Raw genomic sequence first — 23910 nt, forward strand, 5'->3', positions numbered from 1 at the left:
CCTCCCGCAGGAGCACTTCAGTATGCCCGAAATCAGATTCTTCGTGTCCCCCGACGGCAGGGACGACTGGCCAGGGACCGCCGACCAGCCCTTCGCCACCGCCAAAGCTGCGCAAGCCGCTGTCCGCGCCGTCACGGCCGGAATGACCGGCGACATCGTCGTCACCTTCACCGCGGGCGTCCACCGCCTCGAACAACCTCTCATTTTCGACGGTGCACTAGGCGATTCCGGCGCGAACGGCTTCCGCGTCGTCTACCAAGCGCACGGCTACGGAACACCGGAACAGGTCAAGGTCGAACTCAGCGGCGGCCGCGAGATCGGCGACTGGCAAGCCGGTGACGACGACGTCTGGACGGCACCGATCGGCGACCTGGCGCCGCGACGGCTCACTGTCGACGACCATCCTTCGACCCGAGCGGCCCGCACGTCCGGCTTGCCAGGAAACGTGACGAAAACAGCGACCGGCTACGTCACGGACAGCATCGAGCCTCAGTCATGGCCGGATCCGTCCGGCCTGGAGTTCGTCTACCCCGGCGTCTACCCGTGGTCCGAAGCCCGGATCGCGGTCGCGTCGATCTCCGGTGACGCCTCCTCGACCACGGTCACGATGGCGCAGCCCGCCTTCGACAACGCCAAATCCCTCTACGACTCGAAGTGGTACGGAGCCGGCGGCGACGGGACCTGGGACGGCCTCGCCGCGCCCACCGTGCTCGAGAACAACGTGGCGTTCCTGTCCGAGCCGGGCACCTTCGCCGTCAGCCGGACCGGGCCGGGCGACCATGTCCTGCACTACCGCCCGCGACCCGGCGAGGAGATCGGCAAGACCATTGTCGTCGCCCCTGTGCTCGAGACGCTCATCAGCGGGCAGGGCGTGCACGACCTCGTGCTGCGCGGCTTCACCTTCGCCGACGCGACCTGGAACGGCCCCACCCGCACCGGCGGCTACCTGCACTATCACGGCAATACTCGCTACGAGCAGGGCGAGTTCCAGAAGATCGACCTCGGCGCGGACGTCGGCTACGTCCACGTGCCCGCCCAGCCGGTTCAGCTGCCCGCCAACGTCAGCCTCACGTCGGTCAGCCGGGTCACGGTGGAGGACAGCCACTTCACCCGGCTCGGCGCGGGAGGGCTGCTCATCGAGGACAGCGCCGACGTCCGGATCCGGGGATGCGTCTTCGACGATATCTCGGGCAGTGGGCTCGCCGTGCACACGAGCACACGGGTGTCACTCGAAGACAACCTCGTCCACCACATCGGCACCGAGTACCGCGGTTCGTCCGCCGTCCTCGTGGTCGAGTCCGAAGAGACGACCGTGGCCCACAACGAGATCCGCGACGTCCCGCACAACGGCGTCGTGATCACCGGTGGCGAGCGGGCCAAGGGCACCCAGGTGATCTCGAACCTCGTCGAGCGCAGCATGGGGAAACTGATGGACGGCGGCGGGATCTACCTTTCGGCGCCGCAGGGCTCGTCGTTCGCCGGCGGGGCACTGGTCCGCGGCAACGTGATCCGCGACGTCCTCACCTCGTACAACTTCGGTCTCTACACCGACTACGGCGCCGCGTGGATCACCGTCACCGGCAACGTCGTCCACGGGGCCGACACCCCGATCGTGCTCCAGGTGGGGCCGCCGATGGAGAACGTCGCCTTCGTGGGGAACTTCTGGGACGTCCGGCCCGATGGCCACGACACCCCGCCCGAGACGGTGACCGTGGCCGCGAACACCGTGCTGCCCAAGGAGACCTTCGGGGAAGCGATCCTGGCCGACCCGGCGGGCGCCGACATCCTCGCGCGGGCGGGACGTCGCGGTCTGGAACGATGATCACCGCTCCTGCCGGGCCCACGTCCGGCAGGAGCCGCTCCGGCCACGATCCCCGAGGAGACCACGCACCATGCCGACCCAGCCCACGGAAGCGCCCGTGACCCGCCGCCGTCTCGCGCGGATCGCGACCGAGGTGCTCGCGCCGTGGGTCTGGGTATTGGGCCTGCCACTGGTCGTCGCGTGGCAGGTCACCGGCCACCACTTCGGCAAGACCCTGCTGTGGGGGCTCATCGTCGGCGTCACCGGCTCGCTGATCCCGATGGCCGTGATCGTGCGGGGCGCCAAGAAGGGCAAGTGGGACAGCCACCATGTCACCGATCGCGCGGGACGACTCGTCCCGTTCGCGGTCTGCATCGGCTCACTGGCCGCCGGATTCGTCATCCTGATCGCGGGAGGCGCCCCGCACGAGATGATCGCGCTCGCGGCCGCCGAGCTCGTCTGCCTGGTCGCCGCGCTCGCGATCACCTTCGGAGCGAAGTTCAAGATCTCGATGCACGCGATGGTGGCGGCGGGCGCGGCCGTGATGCTCATGCGCGTCTACGGCCCCTGGCTCGCGCTGGTGTTCCTCGGCGTCGGCTGGGTCTGCTGGTCCCGCGTCGAACTCGGCGACCACACCAGGGCCGAGGTCACGGCGGGAACGGTGGCCGGTGTCGTTCTCGGCGGTGGTGTTTACCTGCTTCTGGACGCCGTACTGGCCTGAGCCACGCCGTATAGGTCGTTATACATCTGTCTTCATGGACAACTGCCCGAGCCGTCGGATGCCTTCGGTGAGTTCGGCGATGTCGGCCGTGGCGGCGAAGCCCAGTCGCAAGAACGGCCCGGCAGGCTCGGTGGCGAAGAACCGCTCCCCCGCCCCGACCACGACTCCTCGCTCTCTCGCGGCGCGGGCGATCGCGTTCGCGTCACTCCCCGCCGGTAGCCGCACCCACAGGTGCAGTCCTCCCGAGGGCAGGCGGGCGACTGTCCATTCAGGACATTCACTGGCCAGTGCCGCGGCCGCTTTTCCGCACCGTTCCCGCAGTTCCGCACCCAGTTTCCGCACGTGACGTTCCCAGGACGGCGCGCTGAGCAGTTCGAGAGCCGCCTCCTGCAGCGGCCGGGAGACGAAGAAGTCGTCGACCCGCCGGATCGCCTTCATCCGGTCGAGGACCGGTCCTCGCGCGATCAACGCGCCGATCCGGAGGCTCGGCGCGGCGGCCTTGGTCACCGACGTCAGATGGACGACCGTGCCGTCGCGGTCTTCGGTGATCAGCGGGCGCGGTGCCGCGGCCCCGTGTGACAGATGGCGGGCGAAATCGTCCTCCAGGACGAACGCTCCGGCCGCCCGCGCCACCTCGAGCACCGGACGGCGGCGATCGGCCGTGAGCACGGTCCCGGTCGGGTTGTGGAACGCGGGCTGACAGTAGAAAAGCCGGGCTCCGGTCATCGCGAACGCCTCGGCCAGCAGGTCCGGGCGGACCCCGTCGTCGTCGATCGGGACCGGCACCGGACGGAGCCCCGCCGCCCGTGCCGCGGCGAGCGCTCCCGGATAGGTCGGCGATTCGACGAGGACCGGGCTTCCGGGCGCCGCGATGGCCCGGAACGCCATGGACAGCCCGCTTTGCCCGCCCGCGGTGATCAGGACGTCATCCGGTGACGCACCCGCCGGTCCCGCGAAGACCGACCTCAGTGCGGCCAGACCGGCAGCGGGTGCGCGGTCCCAGGCGTCCGGACGGCGGCCTGCCCGCGCGAGTGCCGCGCTCAGGAACCGGGCCGCCTGCAGCGATCGGTGCGGGTAGCCGCCGTCGAGCAGGATCGCGCCGTCCGGCGGCGGGCCGAGGGTTCCGGTCAGGGACCTGGTGTCGACGCTGCGGTCGGTCAGGGCGACGGTCTGCCACGCCGTGTCGAGCGGTTCGCCCGACACGGAGGGCTTCGCCGCCACGTACGTCCCGCTTCCGGGACGGGTCACGACCACGCCCTCGGCGGCCAGCTGGGCGATCGCGCGCGACACCGTCACCGGGCCGACCCGGTAGCGCTCGATGAGCTCACGGCTGCTGGGCAACCGGTCCCCCGTCGCCGCCGAGCGGACCAGGGAACGCAGCTGGATGACGAGCGCGGAAGTGCTACTATCCGACATGAAGGAACATGATAGTGCTACTGAAAATCGCGCGGAACCACTACTGGACGTTCCGGCCCTCAGAGCCGATACGCCCGGCAGCGAAAAGGTCGTCCATTTCAACAACGCCGGCTGCGGCCTGCTGGCCAGGCCGGTGCTGACCACGATGCTCGACCACCTGAGTCTCGAAGCCGAGATCGGTGGTTACGAGGCCGCCGCCGCACGGGCGGACGAGGTCGCCGGTTTCCACGGCGAGATCGCCGCCCTGATCAACGCGCGGCCGCGCAACATCGCCTTCGCGGCGAGTGCCACTCACGCCTACTCCACCGCGCTGTCCTCGATCCGGTTCGAACGCGGCGACGTCGTCCTCACCACCCGCAACGACTTCATCTCCAACCAGATCGCGTTCCTGTCGCTGCGGAAGCGGTTCGGCATCGAAATCGTCCACGCACCGGACACGGCAGAGGGCGGTGTCGACGTCGACGCCATGGCGGCCCTGATGCGCACACGGAGGCCGAAACTGGTCGCCGCCACCCACATCCCGACCAACTCGGGGCTGGTCCAGCCGGTCGCCGAGATCGGACGGCACTGCCGGGAACTCGGTCTGCTCTATCTCGTCGACGCCTGCCAGTCGATCGGCCAGTATCCCGTCGACGTCGAGGAGATCGGCGCCGACCTGCTCACCTCGACCTGCCGCAAGTTCCTGCGCGGCCCGCGCGGTTCGGGGTTCCTGTTCGTCTCGGACCGGTTCCTCGAAGCCGGGCATGAGCCGCTGTTCATCGACATGCACGGCGCCCGCTGGAGCGCGCCCGGCGACTACGAATCCGCGAAGTCGGCCACCCGGTTCGAGGAATGGGAATTCCCTTACGCCACCGTGCTCGGCTGCGCCGCCGCCGCGAGGTATGCCCGTGAGGTCGGCCTGGAGGCGATCTCACGGCGCACTCCCGCGCTCGCGGCGAGGCTGCGTGACGGGCTCGCCGCCATCGCGGGCGTCGAAGTGCTCGACCGGGGCCCGGAACTGGGCGCGCTGGTGACGTTCTCGATCAAGGGCTGGGAAGCCGTCCCCTTCAAGAAGGCGATGGACGCGCGAAAGATCAACTCGGCGCTCAGCTACCGGGAGTTCGCGCAGTTCGACTTCGGAGACAAGGACGTCGACTGGTGCCTGCGGCTGAGCCCGCACTACTACAACACCGAGCGGGAAGTGGACGACGTGGCCGCGGCCGTCGCCGAACTCGCCGCCTGAACGCGGTTCCCCTGCCTGGGCACTGGGGGTGTCCAGGCAGGGGAACCGTCAGGGCTTCAGGCCCCGGCGAGACCGCGGCGTTTCAGCAGCGGCTCGATCTCCGGGTCGCGGCCGCGGAACGCGCGGAAGGCGGCCATCGGGTCGATACTGCCACCGCGTCCGAGGAGTTCACGCCGGAAGTGGTCGCCGTTCTCCCTGGTGAGCCCGCCGTTCTCGCGGAACCACTGGACGGTGTCGGCGTCGAGGACCTCGCTCCAGATGTAGGAGTAGTACCCGGCGCTGTAGCCGCCGCTGAAGATGTGCGCGAAGTAGCTGGTGCGGTAGCGCGGTGGCACCGCTTCCAGCGCGACCCCGGCCTTGGTCAGCGCCTCGGCCTCGAACCGCTGGACGTCGTCGATCTTGTCCTCGGTGCCGAGCCCGTGCCACGCCTGGTCGAGCAGCGACGCCGCGAGGTACTCGGTCGTCGAGAAGCCTTCTCCGTACTGCTGCGACGCCAGGAGCTTGTCGATCTGCTCCTGCGGCAGCGGCTCGCCGGTCACGTGGTGCTTGGCGTAGTTCGCCAGCACCTCGGGCCAGAGCATCCACATCTCGTTGACCTGCGAGGGGTACTCGACGAAGTCACGCGGGACGTTGGTGCCGGAGAACATCGGGTATTCGACGTCCGAAAGCAGCGAGTGCAGCGCGTGCCCGAACTCGTGGAACGCGGTGACGACCTCGTCGAAGGTCAGCAGGGTCGGCTCACCCGACGGCGGCTTGGCGACGTTGAGCACGTTCACCACGACCGTCTTGGTGCCCAGGAGTTTCGTCTGGTCGACGAAGTTGTTCATCCAGGCGCCGCCGCGCTTCGAATCGCGGGCGTAGTAGTCGAGCAGGAACAGGCCGAGTTCCGCGCCGTCGGCGTCGAAGACCTCGAAGATGCGGACCTCGGGGTGGTACTTCGGCAGGTCTTCCCGCTCGGTGAAGCTCAAGCCGTACAGCTCGGACGCGGCGAAGAAGACCCCGTCGGTCAGGACGCGGTTCAGCTCGAAGTACGGGCGCAGCGCGGCGGTGTCGACCTCGAACCGGTCCTTGCGGACGCGCTCGGCGTAGAACGCCCAGTCCCACGGCCGCAGGATCGCGCCGGGAATGTCGGCTTCGAGGTACCGCTGCAGTTCTTCGGCCTCCACCTTGGCGTTGGCGACCGCGACCGGCGCGAGGCGCTCCAGGAGCCCGACCGCGGCTGCGGCCGTCTTCGCCGTCTCGTCCTCGATGACGTACGAGGCGTGGTCGGGGAAGCCGAGCACACCGGCCCGCTCGGCACGCAGCCGGACCGTCTGAGCGACGACGTCGTTGTTGTCGAACTCGTTGCCCCGGTTGCCGCGGGACACCGACGCGGTGAAGATCCGCTCGCGCAGCGCCCGGTCTTCCAGCGAGGCCAGCGCCGCCTGCGCTGTCGGCAGGGTGAGCTTGAGGACGTACTTCCCCTTCTCCCCCGCCGTTTCGGCGGCCGTCGCGATCTCGTCTTCGCTCAGCCCCGCGAGTTCCGCGACGTCGTCGACGACCACGGCGAGCTCGTTGGTGTCCTTCAGCAGGTTCTGCTGGAACCGGGTCGCCAGGGTCGAAAGCTGCTCGTTCAGCTCGCGCAGACGCTTCTGATCGGCCTCGGGCAGCCCTGCGCCCGCGCGGCGGACATCGGTGTGGTGACGCTCCAGCAGGCGCAGCGACTCGGTGTCGAGGCCGAGTTCGTCCTTGCGCTCGAACAGGCTGTTGATCCGGGCGAACAGGGCCGGGTTCAGGTTGACGGCGTCCGCGTGCGCGGCCAGCCGCGGTGCCATTTCGGCCTGCACACGCTGGATCTCGTCGTTCGCGTTCGATCCGGAGAGGTTGAAGAACACGCTGGAGACACGGGACAGCAGCCTGCCGGACTTCTCGAGCGCGGCGATGGTGTTCTCGAAGGTCGGCGGCTCGGGCGAACCGGCGATCTCCTCGATTTCGGCGGCGTGTTCGGCAAGACCCGCTTCGAAGGCAGGCAGGAAGTGCTCGTCGGCGATCCGGTCGAACGGAGGAAGGGCGTAGGGCAGCTCACTCGGCGCGGCGAACGGGTTGTCCTGCGAAATCATCGGTGCTGCTCCAGGGTCGTCGAAACTGCTGTTCTGGCCACCTTACGGGCAGTGAGGGGCCGGTGGATGCCGTCCGTGGCGGTGACTCCGCGAACGGCGATGGTCACGCTCCGGTGGTACCGCCCACCACCGCGTCGGAACTCTGCTTTCCCTTGCCGCGCTTGGCTTTCGCCTTCGGTTCGACGGGGGCGAGACCGGTCAGGTCACCGCCGTTGTCGTTGACCCGCAACACGAACGGACGAGTCTCGGTGTAGCGGACCACCGAAACGGATGCCGGATCGACCACGATCCGCTGGAACGCGTCGAGGTGCTGGCCGAGCGCGTCGGCGAGGATCGACTTGATCACGTCGCCGTGACTGCACAAAAGCCAGACCGCGTTCTCGCCGTGCTTCGCGGTGATCCGGGCGTCGTGCGCGCGGACGGCCGCGACCGACCGGGCCTGCATCTCGGCGAGCCCTTCGCCGCCGGGGAAGACCGCGGCCGACGGATGCGCCTGCACGACCCGCCACAGGGGTTCCTTGACCAGATCCTTGAGCGCGCGACCGGTCCACTCGCCGTAGTCCACTTCGGACAAACCGGGCTCTTTGACCTTGTCCAGACCGCGCGCCTCGGCCAGCTTCGCGACCGTCTGGCGGCAGCGGAGCATCGGCGAGACCACCAGCTCGGCGAGCGGAACCGGCGCCAGGCGTTCGACGAGCGCGGCCGCCTGCGCCCGGCCGGTGTCGTCCAGGCCGACCTTGGGCGTGCGCCCGGCGAGGACGCCCGAACCGTTCGCCGTTGACTTGCCGTGGCGCAGAAGGATCACAGTACTCACGTGGCCCACCCTACGTGTCCTGCTTTGCCCTCTCTCGCGTTTCGTCCTCCGGGAGGGCGCGGGCGGGGTGGTCTCGTGAGTGGCAAAGCTGGTTCTGACGGACTTGTATTTGCTTACCCGCTGGTGTGACTGGCGGTCGAGCGTGGAGGTTTTGGGACGTTCAACGTCCTGGATCCTCCACGCTCGGCCTGCTTCGTCTCGGTGCCGGGTCGGGCTTGTGCTGGATGCGGGTGTGGTCCACGGGGGAAGATTGTCTGCCCCGCAACGGTGCGGAAACGCCACCGTCCGCAGGTCAGGCCTAGGTACGCAAATACGGGTCCGCCCTAACGCTCCTTACCACTCACGAGGCCCACGCCTCCTGGGGTCTGGTGCGGTCTGGCGGGGAGGTCGTGTTGCGAAAGCCACGTTCGCAACGTTGAAGGTTGCGAACGTGGCTTTCGCAACGCGTCCAGCGGGGCCACGCACGAGGCCCAACGGCAGGGCTACACGTGCGGGCCGGCCTGCGGGTCCAGGACGCCGGTGAAGATCAGCACGAACAGCAGGACACCGAGCACGAGCCGGTAGATCACGAACGGCACGAAGCTCTTGGTCTTGATGTACGACATCAGCCAGGCGATCACCGCGTAGCCGACACCGAACGCGACCAGCGTCGCCAGGATCGTCGGCCCCCACTGGGCCGGGGCGCCGTCCTTGCCGATGTCGGTCAGCTTGTACAGGCCCGAGCCGAACACCGCCGGCAGCGCCAGCAGGAACGAGTACTCCGCTGCCTCAGCGCGGGTGTAGCCGAGCAGCAGCCCGGCGCTGGTGGTGCCACCGGAGCGGGAGACGCCGGGGATCAGCGCGAGCGCCTGCGCGAACCCGAACCCGAGGCCGTGCGGCACGGTCAGGTGGTCGAGGGTGCGCTCCTGCTTTCCGATGCGGTCGGCCACCAGGAGGATCAAGCCGAACACGATCAGCGTGGTCGCGGTGATCCGCAGGTCACGGAAGGACTCGTCGATGGCGTCCTGCAGCAGCAGGCCCAGCACCACGATCGGCATCGAGCCGACGATGATCAGCCAGCCGAGCCGGGCGTCGGGGTCCTGCCGCCAGTCCTTCTTGTAGATCGAGAAGAACCAGGCACGGAGGATCTTCCCGATCTTGGTCGAGAAGTACAGGATGACCGCGAGTTCGGTGCCGATCTGGGTGACCGCGGTGAAGGCGGCGCCCGGATCGTCCCAACCGGCGAGCGCCGCGGTGATCCGCAGGTGCGCGCTGGAGGAGATCGGCAGGAACTCGGTCAGGCCTTGGACGAGGCCGAGGACCAGTGCTTCGAACCAGCCCATCAGGCGACACCCGCCAGTTCGATCGCCTCGGCGGCGACCTCGAGAGCGTGTGCGGAGCTCTCGGGGTCCGGCATGGAGGGAGCCATGGTCAGCGTCGTGACGCCCGCCGCGGCGAAGGCCTGCATCCGTTCGGCGATCCGTTCCTTCGGCCCTAGCAGCGACGTCGCGTCGATGAACTCCAGCGGGACGGCCGCCATGGCGCCCTCGTAGTCCCTGCCCAGGTACTTCTGCTGGACGTCGGCCGCTTCGCTTGCGAAGCCCATCCGGCAGGCGAGCTGGTTGTAGAAGTTCTTCTCCCGGCTGCCCATCCCGCCGATGTACAGCGCCGCGTAGCCGCGGACCGCGTCGGCGCAGGCCTTCCAGTCGTCGCCGACCACGAGCGGGACGGTGGGGACGACGTCGAAGCCGTCGAGGGAGCGCCCGGCCTTGTCCGCCCCCGCCTGGATCAGCTTCAGCTGTTCACCGGCGTGCTCGGGCGAGAAGAACACCGGCAGCCAGCCGTTCGCGATCTCGCCGGTCAGTTCGAGGTTCTTCGGGCCGATCGCGGCCAGGTACACGGGGATCTCTTCGCGCACGGGGTGCACGGTGAGGGTCAGCGCCTTGCCGGGCCCGCCGGGCAGGGGCAGCTGGAAGTGCTCACCGTCGTACTTGACCCGGCTGCGGCTCAGCGCCTTGCGGACGATCTCGACGTATTCGCGGGTGCGGCCGAGCGGCGAGGCGAACTTCACGCCGTGCCAGCCTTCGGAGACCTGCGGGCCGGAGACACCGAGGCCGAGGCGGAACCGGCCGCCCGACAGCGTGTCCAGGGTCGCGGCGGTCATCGCGGTCATCGCCGGGGTCCGCGCGGGGATCTGCAGCACCGCGCTGCCCACATCGATCCGTGAGGTCTGCGCCGCCACCCAGGACAGCACCGTCGGCGCGTCCGAGCCGTACGCCTCCGCGGCCCAGACGACCGCGTAGTCCAGTTCGTCCGCCTTCTTCGCCAATGCCAGGTTGGCCGCGTCGTTTCCCGCGCCCCAATAGCCCAAGTTCAGTCCGAGTCGCACGGCGAGAATGTATCCATCGGAGTGTCATCACTCCGTTCAGGGTGTTGACAGCCGATGACCCGCCCGGTGGTACTCGATCACGACACGCTCACCTGCTCCGCGTCCCGCACTTGCCTTCCGGCTAGGCTCGCCCGTCGTGGAAAAGCGACAGCTCGGCCGGTCGGGACTGCGGGTCTCGCGGATGGCCCTCGGGACCATGACGTGGGGTGGCGACACCGACTCGGAGGAGGCGGCCAGCCAGCTGGTCGCGTTCGTCGACGCCGGGGGCACCCTGGTCGACACCGCCGACATCTACGGCGAAGGCGAGAGCGAACGCGTCCTCGGAGGGTTGCTCGGCGACCTCGTACCCCGTGACGACATCGTGCTCGCCACCAAGGCGGTCGCCCGCCGCACCGACGGCCCGTTCGGCGGCGGGGCCTCGCGCGGTGCCCTGCTGAGCGCGCTCGAAGGTTCGCTGCGCCGGCTCGGCACCGACCACATCGACCTGTGGCAGCTGCACGCCTGGGACACCACCGTGCCGGTCGACGAGACCCTCGCCGCCCTCGACTACGCCGTGACCAGCGGCAAGGCCCGCTACGTCGGCGTCTCCAACTACTGCGGCTGGCAGCTGGCGACGGCCGCGGCCCGCACTTCCGCCGTCGCTCCCCTGGTCTCGACGCAGGTCGAGTACTCGCTGCTGGAGCGCGGGGTCGATCGCGAGGTCGTCCCGGCCGCGGAGCACCACGGCATCGGCATCCTGCCGTGGGCGCCGCTGGGCCGGGGAGTGCTCACCGGCAAGTACCGCAGCGGGACGCCCGCCGATTCGCGCGGCGCTTCGAGTGTTTTCGCGGGCTATGTCGAACATCACCGGACCGATCGCGCGGCCCGGATCGTGCAGGCGGTCGCGACGGCCGCCGACGGCCTCGGCACCTCCCCGCTGGCCGTCGCGCTGGCCTGGGTCCGCGACCGGCCGGGAGTGGTCGCGCCCGTGGTCGGGGCCCGTGACACGGGTCAGCTGACCGGTTCGCTCACCGCCGAGGAGATCACGCTCCCGCCCGCCATCCGCTCGGCGCTCGACGACGTCAGCGCGATCGAGGTCGGGTACCCGGAACGCGGCCTCTGAGCCGTCTCGAATACTGGATTAGGTGACTGTTGGGTGACACAGACGTGACGCGGTGGGGTTTCCGGGGGATGCTGGACAAGTCCGTTCGACGAGTAGCAGGTGGAGGCACCAAGGTGGGTCGGCTGTCCGCCGTTTCCCGGATCGCGATCCCGCTCGCCGGTGCCCTGGTGCTCTCGTCCTGCGGTACGGACGACACCCCGAACGACTCGCTCCAGATCGTGCAGAACCCTGTCGCGGTGACGGCGGCCGTCTCCCCCGCGGTGACGGTCAAGCCCGCCGGTTCGGTGTTCGCCGTGCCAGGGGTGAAGGCGCTGGCCACCAGCGAGACGACCAAGGCCCTCGTGGTCGCCGTCTCGGAGCCGCCTTCACTGCGCATCTACGACCTCGCCGCCCTCGACGCGCCGAAGAAGACCGTGGCCCTGCCCGGCCCGGCGGAGCGGCTCACGGTCTCGGGTTCGCAGGTGCTCGCCAGCGTTCCCGGCAAGAGCCTGCTGGCGAAGGTCTCCCTGCCCGATGGCGCGCTGGAGACGGTCCCGGTCGCGGGGCAGCCATCGGCCGGTCTCGCCGACGGCGACGCGACGCTGGTGTCGGTCCGGGACCGCAAGGTCGTCGAGGTGCTGTCGAAGAACGCGGCCCCGAAGACCGTCACCGGCCAGATCTACAGCGCCGACGACGTGCTGAACACCGGTGACGGCGTGGTCGTGCTCGACAAGCTGCGCACCGCCCTGTTCGCCGTCGACCTCGCCGAAGGCAAGATCGGCGAGGGCCTGCGCGCAGGCGACGGCGCCGCCAACGCTGTCACCGACGACCTCGGACGCGTCTTCGTCACCGACGCGCGAGCGGGCGCGCTGCTGGCGTTCTCCACGACGCCGCTGCTGCTGCGCCAGCGTTACCCCGTCCCCGGCGGGGCGTACGGCATCGCCTACGACCGCACCCGTGGCCTGGCCTGGGTCACCCTCACCGAACGCAACGAGGTCGTCGGCTTCGACGTCCGCGGCGGGGAGCCGATCGAGAAGCACCGGTTCCCCACCGTGCGGCAGCCAGATTCGGTCACCGTCGACGAGCAGAGCGGCCGTGTGGTCGTCGGCTCGGCCATCGGAGAAGGGATCCAGGTGATCACGCCATGACAGTTGTGGACGAGGCGGTGGTCGAAGGGGATTGGGAGTACCGGCGGCTGCAGTTGCCTCCCGGTGTCTCCCGGCGGGCGGCGGCGACGCAGCTGTCGATCCACGCCGAGTTCGCCGGCTGGGAGCTCTCGACCGTCCGGCTCTACTCCGACGGGACCAGGAGGGTGTGGTTGCGCCGCAAGCGCACCGCCACCCCCCTGCCCGGTCTCATCACCTGAACACGCGGCCGAGCCAGTCGGCCCAAATCCCGTCCTGTTCGGCGGAATCGACGTCGCCGAACAGATGATGCATCGCGACCATCGGCCCGACGAAGCCGCGGACGAACCTCAGGAGCGCGTCCGGGGTCCGGATCCCGACCGTCTGCGCGTTCGCGAAGTAGACCTCGCCGTCCACAGTGGACACCCCGCTGGTGGACAGGCGGACCCGGTCCCCCATCTCCGGCCGCCCGGCCAGGCCCAGTTCCCGGCCCAGCTTCAGCCACGCGCTGTCCCAGTCCTCGATCATCGGCCCGAACACCGTCACCGGCGCCGCCTGCCGGCCGGCGAAACCGTTGAGGTACTCGACCAGCGTGCGAAGGAACAGCTCTCCGCCGGCGCTCATCGCCTCGAACTCGTCTTCCCAGTCGTCGCCGGGCAGGAAACCGCTCGTCACGGTCCTCAGCACGGTGCTGCCACCGGAGCGGCCCTCGATGAGGAATTCGTAGGCGACGAATCGTCCGTCCGGTTCGGGCTCCGTGCCGTAGACGAGCCGTTCCAGCGGGTCCCAGGCGGTGATCGCGGACGCGGGTTCGTAGCCGCCGAACGCGGTCTTCACGGTGCCGCCGACGCCGCCTTCGACTTCGTTGCGCCCCATGAACCAGGACGTGATGCCCGGCCCGGTCGCGATGGCGTCCCAGACCTGTTCCGGCGTCGCGTCGACTTCGACCCGGTCGGAGATCTCGAATTCGTGGCCCATTCAGTGCTCCTCGGGCTCGGTTTTGACGCTCGGGTGGACGGCGACGACAATCCGGTGGTCACGGCCCTGCTCGGCGTCCTCGTCGTGGTACTTGCTCACCAGGTTCGTGATCGCGACGGTGAGCTCTTCGGCGAACGCGGCCCTGTCCGCGGCGGAGGAGAACCGCACCTCGCCGTCGATCGCGAAGGTCGCGACCCGTTTGCGCGCCTTGGTCGAGCCGGTGATCAGCACGCCGACGTCGCGTACCAGCCTGCCCGCCACCGCGAGCAGCCAGCGCGCGGAGAGCCTGTCCGGCGACTGGGCCGGATCGGGCTGCACGGCCGAAAGCGCCGTCGGCGAGATGACGTACGAGGACGCCGTCGCGCGCATCATGCGCTCGGTGACGTTGCCCTTGCGCCGCTCTTCGACGAGCTCGACCAGGCCATGCTTCTCCAGCGCCCGCAAGTGGTAGTTGACCTTCTGTCTCGGCAGATCGACGCGCGCGGCCAGCATCGTGGCCGACGCCGGTTCGGCCAGTTCGGCCAGCAGCCGGGCCCGGACCGGGTCGAGTGAGACTTCGGCCGCTTCCGCGTCCTCGATCACCGCAACGGAGAACATGCCAAGAAGGTGTCACCGAAAACAGAACTTGTCAAGAAAGTCAGTCTTGTCGGCGTGCCCGGTTCGCCAGTGCCAGCAGACGCGGCACCACCTGCGGGGCCGCTTCCAACGGCACGACGTGCCCGACACCGGGCAGCACGACGGAGGTCCCGTTCTCCACCGCGCCGGCCAGCTCCTCGACGTCCGCCGCGGGCACGAGCTTGTCCCGCTCCCCCACGATCGCGGTCACCGGCACCGCGCCGACCTGCGACAACGCTGACTCCCGTGTGTAAGCGTCCAGTGCAGGACGGAACGCGGACACCGTCTGCGGCCAGTTGCCGCGGATCATCCGCACCGCCAGCTCGACGTCACCGGGCACCGGGTCGTCCCCGAAGAGCCACCACCGCAGCCCGGCGGTCACCGCCTTGCTCGTATGCTCCCGCACCAGGCCGATCAGCTTCGTCCCGAACACCATTTCCAGGTCCCGGCCGAGCTTCCCGAGCGCGTTCGGCCAGATCGCGTCCGGGGTGACCCCGCCTGCGGACATGGCGAGCAGCCCGATTCCCGCCACCCTTGCCGCGAAGGCGTCCGGGTGACGCTGCGCGAGCGACAGGATCGCGAGCCCGCCCATGTCGTGGCCGACCAGGACGATCTTGCCGTCCGGGATCACCTTCTCCAGCACCTCGGCCAGATCGTCGGCGAGCTGCCCCATGGTCGCCGACGCGGCCCGGACCTCGCCGGATTCACCGTGCCCGCGCTGGTCGTAGGCCAGCACCGCGAGCGGCTCCTCCGCGGCCTCGGCCAGTACCGGCCCGATGGCGCGCCAGCTCCGCCTGTCGAGGGCGTAGCCGTGGAGGAGCACCACGGTCACCGGCGCCGACGAATCACCCCAGCGTTCGAAATGCAGGGGTGTCCCGTCGGCAGCCAGCAGACCGGGCATCAGGCCGAGCGCAGGAAGCGGTCGAGCACCCGCACGCCGAACTTCAGCGCGTCGACCGGGACACGCTCGTCGACCCCGTGGAACAGCGCCGAGAAGTCGAGGTCCGCGGGCAGCTGCAACGGGGCGAACCCGAAGTTGCGGATCCCGAGCGACTGGAACGACTTCGCGTCGGTGCCGCCGGAGAGCATGTACGGGAGCGTGCGGGCGCCAGGATCTTCGGCGAGGACCGCGTTGGTCATCGCGTCGACGAGGGCACCGTCGAAGGTCGTCTCGACCGGCGGCAGCTCCATCCACTCCTTCTCGATGTCCGGGCCGAGGATCTCCTCCAGCTCGGCGTTGAACGCCTCGAGACGGCCGGGAAGGATCCGGCAGTCGACCGAAGCCTCCGCGACCGAGGGGATGACGTTCGACTTGTAGCCCGCGGTGAGCATCGTCGGGTTCGCCGTGTCGCGCAGGGTCGCGCCGATCATCCGCGAGATGTTGCCGAGCTTGGCGACGGAACCCTCGATGTCGTCCTCGGGGAAGTCCCAGCCGGTGATCTCGGTGACGCCGTCCAGGAACTCGCGGACGGAGTCGGTCATGACCAGCGGGAAGCGGTGGTTGCCGAGCCTCGCGACCGCCTCGGACAGCTTGGTGACGGCGTTGTCGCGGTGGATCATCGAGCCGTGGCCCGCGGTACCGCGCACGCGCAGCTTCATCCAGCGGATGCCCTTTTCGGCCGTCTCGATGAGATACGCGCGGACGTTGTCCTTCAGCGTGATCGAGAAGCCCCCGACCTCGCTGATCGCCTCGGTGACTCCTTCGAACAGCTCGGGCCGGTTCTCCACCAGCCACTGCGCGCCGTACTTGCCGCCTGCCTCTTCGTCGGCGAGGAACGCGAACACGAGGTCACGCGGCGGGACGATGTTGTTGATCTTGTAGTGGCGGGCCAGCGCGAGCGTCATGCCGAGCATGTCTTTCATGTCGACAGCACCGCGGCCCCAGACGTAGTCGTCCTGGATCGCGCCGGAGAACGGGTGCACCGACCACTCCGAGGCGTCGGCGGGGACGGCGTCGAGGTGACCGTGGATCAGGAGCGCGCCACGCGAAGGGTCGGCGCCCGGCAGCCGGACGATCACGTTGTGGCGGTTCTTGCCGCCGGACTCGACATAGGTGATCTCGTAGCCCGCGTCGGTGAGTTTCTCGGCGACGTACTCCGCCGCGGCGCGTTCACCCACCAGCGTGTCGGGGTCACCGGTGTTGGTGGTGTCGATGCGGATCAGTTCACTGGTGAGGGTGACTGCCTCTTCGGCGGCGGCTTCGATCAAATTCGGTTCGGTCACCAGGCATTCCTACCATTGGTGGAGCCCGCCGACCCGGTGCCACCGCGTGGTGGACACCGTGGGAAAACCCACCCTCCGCCCTGCGCAGCTCCTCCGCTTTCGCTCCTCGCTCATCATCGAGCACACGGTCGGCCTCGTTCGAGCAGCCGGCTCAGCTCGTCGGCGAGGGCGGTCGATGCTTCGATCTCGGCCTTGCGGATGGACACGCTCTCGACGAGGAAGCCGAACGGCATGCCGAGCTTGCGGCAGAAAGCGATCAGGTCTCGTGCGGTCGCCATACACTGCTCATAGGATTCGGCCAGCGTGTCGTCCGCGTGGCGCAGGGAGTTCTCGAGCCAGCGCGGGACATCGACGCCGAGCCATTCGAGGAATGCCAGGGTCTTCGTCGACCCGCACACCGAGAGTGTGAAGAGGACGGGCTTTGGCGTGAGCCGCCGCTCGCGGCAGGCGTAGAAATAATCCGAAACCATGCTCTTCGCCGCGTCAGCGTTGTAGACGACCTGCGAGATGAAGTACGCACATCCCGCCTCCTGCTTGGCGATCAGACGCAGATGCTCCTCAGGGCGTTCGGTGATGGCGACGCCGCCCAGCAGCAGATCCGGACGGACGTCCCGGCGCAGGGCCTGCGCCTCGGACAAAGTTGTCAGCGCCGGCTTGTCCTTGGAGGACGCACCGACGAAGACACCGTGCACACGGTCCGAATCCGCTGTCTGCAGCCAGGTCCGCAGTTCGGCCTCGGCGTATTTGCCGACGCACCGGTAGATGATCGCGGAACGGTTCCACCCGTCGAGGTAGTCCGCATGGTAGGTCGCGGGATCCATGGTCGGCAGGTACGGAAACGGCCGTTCCGCCGGATTGCGGTCGCTTTCGTCGTCGATGTCGTAGAGCGCCAAACCGTCCATGTCGAGGGCGGCCAGCCGTCCCAGGGTGGCCGCGGTGATCTCTCGGATCCGTTCGGGATCGGCACTCAGCCGGGGCGGGGTGATGCCGAACAGGAGGATGCCGCTCTCGGCGCCGGTCACCAGCTTCCGGAAAGCCGCGCTGTCGCTGTGGTCCACCATGACGCGGAAGCTAGCAGTTCGCCGCCGGGCGGTGGACGTTCCCTCCGGCGGCGCGGGCCGGACCCCCAGAAACCGGCCCGCGCCCGGCGCCGCGGTGATCCCCCAGCGACCGCCGCGCCACCTGACCATGGTCGCGCCGGGACCGGTCCCGCGCATGGGTGCCGGGACCCCATATTCCGGTCGGGGCGCCGATGAGACTCGTACTTGCCTGATTGCACGCCCCCTGCCGCCTACCCGGCCGTCACTCTCCGGGCATCTTCGTGCGTGCGCTGAATGTGGGGGGTGCCGCCCCCATGTGCGTGCCCGGCCGAGCTGAAACCATGACCGGTGTGACGCCCCAGACATCGGCGACGTCCCTGCCGCTGAGTTGGTGGGTGCACGGCCAGACCCCGCGCGAACGGAATGCGGACAAGCCCGTATGGGCCGACTTCGCCGAACACGCTGTCACGACGCTTCTGCCGGAGCGCCCTCCAGTCCGTGACTGGCGTGTCGAGTTCGCCGGGGTCTTCAGGTCGTTCGTCGCTGCCGCCTGCCAGGCGGCGGTCCCCGATGACCTCGCCGATGCCGACGTCGAGGCGCTCCGCCGGGGTTTCGCGGCTCAGCTCGACCAGCATCTGCTCAAACTCTCGGTCCGCACCCTGGTCCTCGAACTCCACCGCGCCCGCAAGGCCGGCACTCTCCAGGGTGAAACGCCCGAAGAGCGCTTCTCGGACTTCGTGCGCCGGCAATCCACTCCGGCCGGACTCGCCCGGTTGTTCGGCGAGTACCCGGTTCTGGCCCGGCTCCTCGCCCAGTCCTGTCTGCACGCCGCCGAAGCCAACGCCGAAATGCTGACCCGCTTCGCCGCCGACGCCGCCGCGCTTCCCGGCTCGGTCGTGGACGGCGAGCTCGGCACGCTCGTCGAGGTGGCGGGCGGGATCGGCGACTCGCACGCGCGAGGACGGTCGGTCAAACTGCTCCGCTTCTCCAGCGGCGCCAAGGTGATCTACAAACCCCGTCCGCTGATCCTGCACGAGCGCTTCACCGACGTCGTCGACCAGCTGAACAAGCGGCTCCCCGGCCTCGAACTGCGGACCGCCGACGCACTGCCGCGCGACGGGTACGGCTGGCTCCGGTTCGTCGAGTACCGACCCTGCGCCGATATCGCCGACGTCGACCGCTTTTACCGCCGCCAGGGCATCCTCCTGGCGCTCCTGCACGCGCTCGACGCCACCGACGTCCACTACGAGAACATCATCGCCTGCGGCGACCAGCCGGTGCTGATCGACATCGAGACGCTGTTCCAGCCGTCGCCGCCCGACCCGCCGGAGGGTGATCCCGCGGCGGCGATGCTGGCGAGATCGGTCCAGCGCACCCTGCTGCTCCCCCAGCTCTTCGCCGGGGAGCACGGCGCCGTCGACATCTCCGGGCTAGCCGGACGCGGTGGCAAGCTGCCAACCGACCGGGTCGATTGGGCCGATCCCGGCACCGACCACATGCGACTGGTCCGGGTGCCCGGCGAACTCGCGGGCGGGAACAACCTCCCCCGTCTCGACGGCCGCGACGTCACCCCCGCCGAGCACAGCGCGGCGCTGCTGGCCGGATTCCGGCTCGGCTACGACGCGATCTCCACCGCTCGGGACGAACTCGCCGAGCACCTCCGGCGCTGCGCCGAAGATCCCATCCGGGTGCTCATCCGGCCGACGAACTTCTACTTCCGCCTGCTGGACGAGACCACCCATCCCGACCTCCTGCGCGACGCGGAGGACCGCGACCGCGCCTTCGACCTGCTCGAAGAGGACTCGGCAGGCGAGGAAAAACTGCTCAGGCTCGTGCCGCACGAACGGGCCGACCTGTGGACGGGCGACGTGCCGATGTTCACCTCGAACCCCGGCTCGACGTCGCTGCTGGATTCACGCGGCGACAGTGTCGAAGGCGTGGTCGACCGGCCGTCGCTGGACACCGTGCTGGCGAAGGTCGCCGACATGGATCCGCTCGACCAGCGCGACCAGGAATGGCTGATCGCGGCCACCCTCGCCATCAGCACGGCGATCGACGGGCATCACGGAAGCGGCGAGACCGCGGAAACGGCCGTGCCGAACCAGGCACCCGACGCGGAACGACTGCTGGTCACCGCCTGCGGGATCGCCGATCACATCGTCGCCAACGCCTTCTCCGACGAGCACCGCTCCAACTGGCTCGGCATCGAACTCGTCGACGACCGCTACTGGACCGTGCTGCCGATGGGCGCGGGGCTCGGTGAAGGCTACTGCGGTGTCGCGCTGTTCCTCGCCCAGCTCGCCGAGCTGACCGGGATCGCGCGCTACCGCGATCTGGCCGCCTACGCGATCAGCCCGCTCCCGAGCCTTTTCGCCACCCTCCGGGCCGACCCCGAACTGGCCGCCACCGCCGGTTGCGGCGGGCTTCTCGGGCTCGGTGGCGTCGCGTACACGATCGCCCGGCTCAGCACTCTGGTCGGTCTCCCCGCGGGTGATCTGATCGAACAGGCCGTCGACCTGATGCCCGACGCCACGCACGGGACACCGTCCGGGTTCACCACGGGGCTGGCGGGCGGGGTCGCCTCGATGCGCTCGGTGTACGTCCAAACCGGACTGGAGTCGGCGCTGGCGAAGGCGGACCGATACGCCGGCCTGCTGCTCGACCGCGAGCGTCCACTGGGGACGGGTTTCGCGCGCGGTTCCGCCGGGATCGACTGGGTCCTGCGGGCACACGCCCGGACCGGCGAAGAATCGCCCGGAAAGGCGGACGATCGGGCGGAAAGCACCGGCGGCTGGTGCGACGGTCTCGCGGGCGCCGCCCTCGGCCAGGCAGCCCAGCTGCCCGATCCCGCCCACTCCCTCCAGCTGGACCGGACGGTCAAACGACTGTCCGACGGGGCACCCATGAAGGATCTCAGCCTGTGTCACGGCGAGTCCGGAGTGCTGGAAGTGTTGTGCGTGCTGGCGGAGAACGGGCACACTGGCGCCGCCGCCGCGGCGCGTCGCCGGACCGGTCATCTGCTCGCCGCCATCGACCAGCGCGGCGCGCGCTGCGGTACTCCCGGCGCGATCCCCGCGCCGGGGTTGCTGACCGGTCTGGCGGGTATCGGCTACGGCCTGCTGCGGCTGGGATTCGGCGACCGGGTCCCGTCCGCACTCCTGCTCCGCCCCGATCGGCCGCATCCCGCGGCCACCGTCATTCCGCCGGTAAACCGAGTATGAGGAGAAGAACCCGAATGTACGAAAGAGACCTGTCCGCGACCGAAGACGCCCTCGGCGCCGTGAACCTGCCGCGCGCCCTCGAGGTCGGCTCGCGCAACCACGCGCTGGCGGGCAGCAAGCCGCGGCTGAGCGCCAACCCGCTCGCCACCCTGTCCAGCGACCCCGGATCGCCGTCCGTCGTCAGTGTCTTCACCGGCGGCTGGATCTGAGACGGGCCACGAAGGCGGGCACGCGCCGCCCGCCTTCGTGATCAGCTTCTCGCCGCGAAAGGCCGAAACCGCTCGCTATAGTCACGGCGGTGGGAATCCGTTCGTCGCGGGTGATCGGCCGTGACGCCGAACTGACCGAGCTTTCCGGAGCTCTCGATCGCGCCATCGCCGGCCGCGGCGGCGCGATCTTTCTCGTGGGTGAAGGCGGCATCGGCAAGTCCCGGCTCGCCATCGAAGCCGCTTCGCGAGCGGTCACCGCGGACATCCCGGTCCTGCAGGGCAGGGCCGGTTCGATCGGCCCGCTCGTCCCGTTCCGGCCACTGACCCAGGCATTGTGGTCACACTTCCGTGGCGGTGGCCCGCCCGAGGCGGCCGAACTCGACCCGTTCGTCCCCGTCCTCGCCCAGCTCGTCCCCGACTGGAGCCAAGGCGACCGGCCTCGGGAATCCGGTTCCCTGCTCGTGCTCGCCGAAGCGGTGTTCCGGCTGCTGGCCGTCACGAGCCGCGGACGCGGCGCGCTGCTGGTCCTCGACGACCTCCAAGACGCCGACGCCGAGACGCTGTTCATCCTCGAATACCTCGTCGACAACCTGGCGGCGGCGCAGACCCTGTTCGTCGGCACCCTTCGCAACGAGCCCTCGGACGCCCTCCGCCTGGCGACCACCGGTGCCCAGCGGATGAGCTGCACCGTCCTCGAACTCGACAGGCTCGGTCTCGCCGACACCCGCGCCCTCGCCGCGGCCTGTCTGGAGACCGAGCCGGGACGCCTGCCCGCACCGGCGGCGGAACTGTTGTGGCGCAACAGCGCCGGGCTGCCGTTCATCGTCGAGGAGCTCCTCCACGGCATGGTGAACGACGGTCTGCTGGTGGAGGGCAGGGACGGCTGGCGCGTCATCGGAGAGCTTCGCGCCCGTGTACCCGCCGCGCTGATCACCAGTATCGGCGTCCGGATGGAGCAACTCGGCGAGCAGGCGGGCGAACTGCTGTCGGTCGCCGCGATCATCGGACGGCGCTTCCCGCTGCCGGTGGTGCAGAGGGTCACCGGGACGAACGACCGGACCTTGCACAACCACCTCAGCGCCGCGGTCTCGGCGAACCTGGTGACCACCGACGAGACGACACCCGGCTGGTACGCCTTCCGCCATCCGCTGACCGCCGAAGCGCTGCTCGCGCGTCAGTCACCGGCGCGGAAGGCGGCGCTCGCCCGGCAGGCCGCCGACGCCGTCGAGAAGCTGTACCCAGGGCTGCCCGGTGATCTGTGCGCCCTCGCCGCTTCGCTCCGCCTGACCGCGCTGGACGAGCGGGCGGCGGGCCACCTTTTCGCCGAAACCGGTCGCCGCGCGCTCGACGCCGGTGCCGCGGACTCCGCGGTCACGATGCTCACCAAGGCCGTCGACCTGCTCGCCGGGGCCGACGCGGGTGACCGGGCCGAAGTGCTGGAGACGCTGCTGTACGCGCTCGGGCAGACCGGCCAGTTCGACCGCGCCGTCGAGCTTTCCGACGGATTCGGCGAGATCGGGACGCTGGAACGGGCCGCGAAACTGCACACCCAGCTGGCCTGGGCCGCCTACATCGCCGGACGGCACGACGAATGCCTCGGCCAGATCGAACGGGCCCGCGCTCCCCTCGGCTCGGCGATCTCACCTGCCCAGCAAGCGGCGCTCGACGCCGTCGAGGCGAATCTCTGGCTTGACGTCCCCGGCCGGACCGGCACCGCGGAACGGCTCGCGCGGCAGGCGTGGAAGGTGGCCGAGGAGACCCGGCAGCCGTTCGTCGTCTGCCAGGCGCTCCAGGTGCTCGGCATGCTCGCGCTGCCGAGGGATCTCACCGAGTCCGAGCACTACATGCAGCTCGCGCGGCGGACCGCCGAGGACAACCACCTGCACCACCTCCGCACCCAGGCGCTGGTCCGGCTCGGCGGGCATCGCGTGCTGATGAACGGCGACGAGCAGACCCTGCTGCTCGCCCGCGACGACGCCCAGCGGACCGGGTCGATCACGCTGCACTGCGCGGTCGATTCCGTGCGCACCATGCACGCGATCCTGCGCTGCGAGTTCGACACCGCGCACGCGCTGCTGGAGGAGAACCTCGCCGTGCTCGGCAGGCTCCGGTTGACCGCGTTGCTGCAGTACGCGCATATGACCAGGGCGATGTCGGCCGGGCACCGGGCGGACCGTCCGGCGATGGAACAGGCACTCGCGGACTTCCGGGAAAGCGGCGGTGAGAACGCGCAGGAGATGGTGCTGAGCATCGGGCTGGCGCAGGTCTTTTGTTCACTGCTCGAAGAGGACTTCGAGCGGGCGCGCCGCGAGCTCGACCAGGTGACCGAGCTCGAGGACCGGCGACCGAGCCGATTCCACCTCGCCGGCCAGCACGGACTGAGGACGCTCGTCGACACGCTCGGCGGTGCCGACTGCCCCGAGGCCGGTTCCGCCATGAGCGAGATGCGATGGAACCGGCAGTTCGTCGAGTTCGCGCACGCCGTCGAGCACGGCAGGCGAGGCGAGGCGGTGGAAGCCGGGCAAGCCGTGACAGCCGCGCTGGAGACGTCGGCGCCTTATCCGCTGGCCCGCTATCTCGGGCTCCGGCTGATCGCCGAACCGGCCGCCGCCGACGGCTGGGGCGATCCGGCGGGTTGGCTCAAGGAAGCCGAAGAGTACTTCCACGGCAGGGGCATCCAGGCTGTCGCGGCCGCTTGCCGGAGCCTGCTCCGCAAGCTCGGCGCGCCCGTCCGCCAGCGCCGCGCCGGGGTCGACCGCGTCCCCGGCGACCTGCGCGCGGCAGGCGTCACCGTGCGCGAGTACGAGGTGCTGGTGCTGCTCGCCGAGCGAATGGGCAACAAAGACATCGGGGCCCGGCTGCACATCTCCCCCAGGACGGTCGAGAAGCACGTCGCGAGCTTGCTCGCCAAGACCGGCCTCGCCGACCGCTCGGCCCTCGCCGAACGAGCGGCCGGACCGCGACCTGGCATGCTGTGA

General features: G+C 69.6%; 19 protein-coding genes. 9 read left to right on the plus strand and 10 right to left on the minus strand.

All coding sequences use genetic code 11. The features are described 5' to 3' along the window. The first annotated feature begins 22 nt into the window (after nt 1-22). Both AMYAL_RS0133495 and AMYAL_RS0133500 read left to right on the plus strand, forming a co-directional pair. On the plus strand, nt 23-1822 hold the full coding sequence (locus tag AMYAL_RS0133495) for a right-handed parallel beta-helix repeat-containing protein (RefSeq protein WP_020635664.1): 1800 nt from the start codon (nt 23-25) through the stop codon (nt 1820-1822). Nucleotides 1823-1892: 70 nt separating this feature from the next. Continuing rightward, nucleotides 1893-2522, plus strand: a complete 630-nt coding sequence (locus AMYAL_RS0133500) for a hypothetical protein (RefSeq protein WP_020635665.1) — start codon at nt 1893-1895, stop codon at nt 2520-2522. 18 nt (nt 2523-2540) lie between these two features. Here AMYAL_RS0133500 and AMYAL_RS0133505 read toward each other — a convergent pair whose 3' ends face one another. Then, nucleotides 2541-3938 (minus strand): aminotransferase-like domain-containing protein, encoded by a 1398-nt coding sequence (locus AMYAL_RS0133505; RefSeq protein WP_020635666.1) that lies wholly within the window; start codon nt 3936-3938, stop codon nt 2541-2543. Here AMYAL_RS0133505 and AMYAL_RS0133510 point away from each other — a divergent pair. After that, nucleotides 3937-5160 carry an aminotransferase class V-fold PLP-dependent enzyme gene (locus AMYAL_RS0133510; protein WP_020635667.1) on the plus strand — a complete coding sequence of 408 codons (1224 nt, stop codon included), beginning with the start codon at nt 3937-3939 and terminating at the stop codon, nt 5158-5160. The two genes, AMYAL_RS0133505 and AMYAL_RS0133510, sit on opposite strands and share 2 nt — an antisense overlap. A gap of 56 nt (nt 5161-5216) precedes the next feature. Here AMYAL_RS0133510 and AMYAL_RS46675 read toward each other — a convergent pair whose 3' ends face one another. From AMYAL_RS46675 to AMYAL_RS0133530, 4 genes are all read right to left on the minus strand, one after another. Further along, complete coding sequence (locus AMYAL_RS46675) at nt 5217-7259, minus strand: M3 family metallopeptidase (protein WP_020635668.1); 2043 nt, start codon at nt 7257-7259, stop codon at nt 5217-5219. A gap of 103 nt (nt 7260-7362) precedes the next feature. After that, the gene (locus AMYAL_RS0133520; RefSeq protein WP_026467657.1) at nt 7363-8073 is read right to left on the minus strand and encodes a histidine phosphatase family protein; all 711 of its coding nucleotides are present in this window, start codon (nt 8071-8073) and stop codon (nt 7363-7365) included. A gap of 482 nt (nt 8074-8555) precedes the next feature. Continuing rightward, complete coding sequence (locus tag AMYAL_RS0133525; protein WP_020635670.1) at nt 8556-9395, minus strand: undecaprenyl-diphosphate phosphatase; 840 nt, start codon at nt 9393-9395, stop codon at nt 8556-8558. Then, nucleotides 9395-10441 carry an LLM class F420-dependent oxidoreductase gene (locus AMYAL_RS0133530; RefSeq protein ID WP_020635671.1) on the minus strand — a complete coding sequence of 349 codons (1047 nt, stop codon included), beginning with the start codon at nt 10439-10441 and terminating at the stop codon, nt 9395-9397. The genes AMYAL_RS0133525 and AMYAL_RS0133530 overlap by 1 nt, the downstream gene beginning before the upstream one ends. 136 nt (nt 10442-10577) lie before the next feature. Between AMYAL_RS0133530 and AMYAL_RS0133535 the strand changes: the two genes are divergently transcribed. From AMYAL_RS0133535 to AMYAL_RS0133545, 3 genes are all read left to right on the plus strand, one after another. Further along, entirely contained in the window at nt 10578-11543 is a 966-nt protein-coding gene (locus AMYAL_RS0133535; RefSeq protein ID WP_026467658.1) for an aldo/keto reductase, read from the plus strand. A 113-nt stretch (nt 11544-11656) separates the two neighbouring features. Continuing rightward, nucleotides 11657-12670 carry a hypothetical protein gene (locus AMYAL_RS0133540; RefSeq protein ID WP_020635673.1) on the plus strand — a complete coding sequence of 338 codons (1014 nt, stop codon included), beginning with the start codon at nt 11657-11659 and terminating at the stop codon, nt 12668-12670. Then, complete coding sequence (locus AMYAL_RS0133545; protein ID WP_016334446.1) at nt 12667-12888, plus strand: DUF5703 family protein; 222 nt, start codon at nt 12667-12669, stop codon at nt 12886-12888. Before AMYAL_RS0133540 ends, AMYAL_RS0133545 begins: the two co-directional genes overlap by 4 nt. On the opposite strand, the gene AMYAL_RS0133550 is transcribed toward AMYAL_RS0133545, so the two are convergent. The 5 genes from AMYAL_RS0133550 to AMYAL_RS0133570 all read right to left on the minus strand — a co-directional run bounded on the left by AMYAL_RS0133550 (nt 12881) and on the right by AMYAL_RS0133570 (nt 17523). Further along, nucleotides 12881-13624 carry an SRPBCC family protein gene (locus tag AMYAL_RS0133550; RefSeq protein WP_020635675.1) on the minus strand — a complete coding sequence of 248 codons (744 nt, stop codon included), beginning with the start codon at nt 13622-13624 and terminating at the stop codon, nt 12881-12883. The two genes, AMYAL_RS0133545 and AMYAL_RS0133550, sit on opposite strands and share 8 nt — an antisense overlap. Then, nucleotides 13625-14221 carry a winged helix-turn-helix domain-containing protein gene (locus tag AMYAL_RS0133555; RefSeq protein WP_020635676.1) on the minus strand — a complete coding sequence of 199 codons (597 nt, stop codon included), beginning with the start codon at nt 14219-14221 and terminating at the stop codon, nt 13625-13627. It abuts the gene before it with no gap. Nucleotides 14222-14261: 40 nt separating this feature from the next. Further along, nucleotides 14262-15140 carry an alpha/beta fold hydrolase gene (locus tag AMYAL_RS0133560; RefSeq protein ID WP_020635677.1) on the minus strand — a complete coding sequence of 293 codons (879 nt, stop codon included), beginning with the start codon at nt 15138-15140 and terminating at the stop codon, nt 14262-14264. Further along, entirely contained in the window at nt 15140-16462 is a 1323-nt protein-coding gene (locus AMYAL_RS0133565) for a M20/M25/M40 family metallo-hydrolase (RefSeq protein ID WP_020635678.1), read from the minus strand. Before AMYAL_RS0133565 ends, AMYAL_RS0133560 begins: the two co-directional genes overlap by 1 nt. A 113-nt stretch (nt 16463-16575) precedes the next feature. After that, a complete protein-coding gene (locus tag AMYAL_RS0133570) occupies nt 16576-17523 on the minus strand; it encodes a methylenetetrahydrofolate reductase (protein WP_020635679.1) in 948 nt (315 codons plus the stop codon). Nucleotides 17524-17843: 320 nt separating this feature from the next. Between AMYAL_RS0133570 and AMYAL_RS0133575 the strand changes: the two genes are divergently transcribed. The 3 genes from AMYAL_RS0133575 to AMYAL_RS0133585 all read left to right on the plus strand — a co-directional run bounded on the left by AMYAL_RS0133575 (nt 17844) and on the right by AMYAL_RS0133585 (nt 23910). Then, nucleotides 17844-20723, plus strand: coding sequence for a type 2 lanthipeptide synthetase LanM family protein (locus AMYAL_RS0133575; protein WP_020635680.1), 2880 nt, complete (start codon nt 17844-17846; stop codon nt 20721-20723). Between the two features lie 14 nt (nt 20724-20737). After that, nucleotides 20738-20932: a hypothetical protein gene (locus tag AMYAL_RS0133580; RefSeq protein ID WP_020635681.1), complete on the plus strand. Its 195-nt coding sequence runs from the start codon at nt 20738-20740 to the stop codon at nt 20930-20932. 89 nt (nt 20933-21021) lie between these two features. Then, complete coding sequence (locus AMYAL_RS0133585; RefSeq protein WP_020635682.1) at nt 21022-23910, plus strand: helix-turn-helix transcriptional regulator; 2889 nt, start codon at nt 21022-21024, stop codon at nt 23908-23910.

Origin of the sequence: Amycolatopsis alba DSM 44262 (genome assembly GCF_000384215.1) — a bacterium.
Taxonomy (GTDB): domain Bacteria; phylum Actinomycetota; class Actinomycetes; order Mycobacteriales; family Pseudonocardiaceae; genus Amycolatopsis; species Amycolatopsis alba.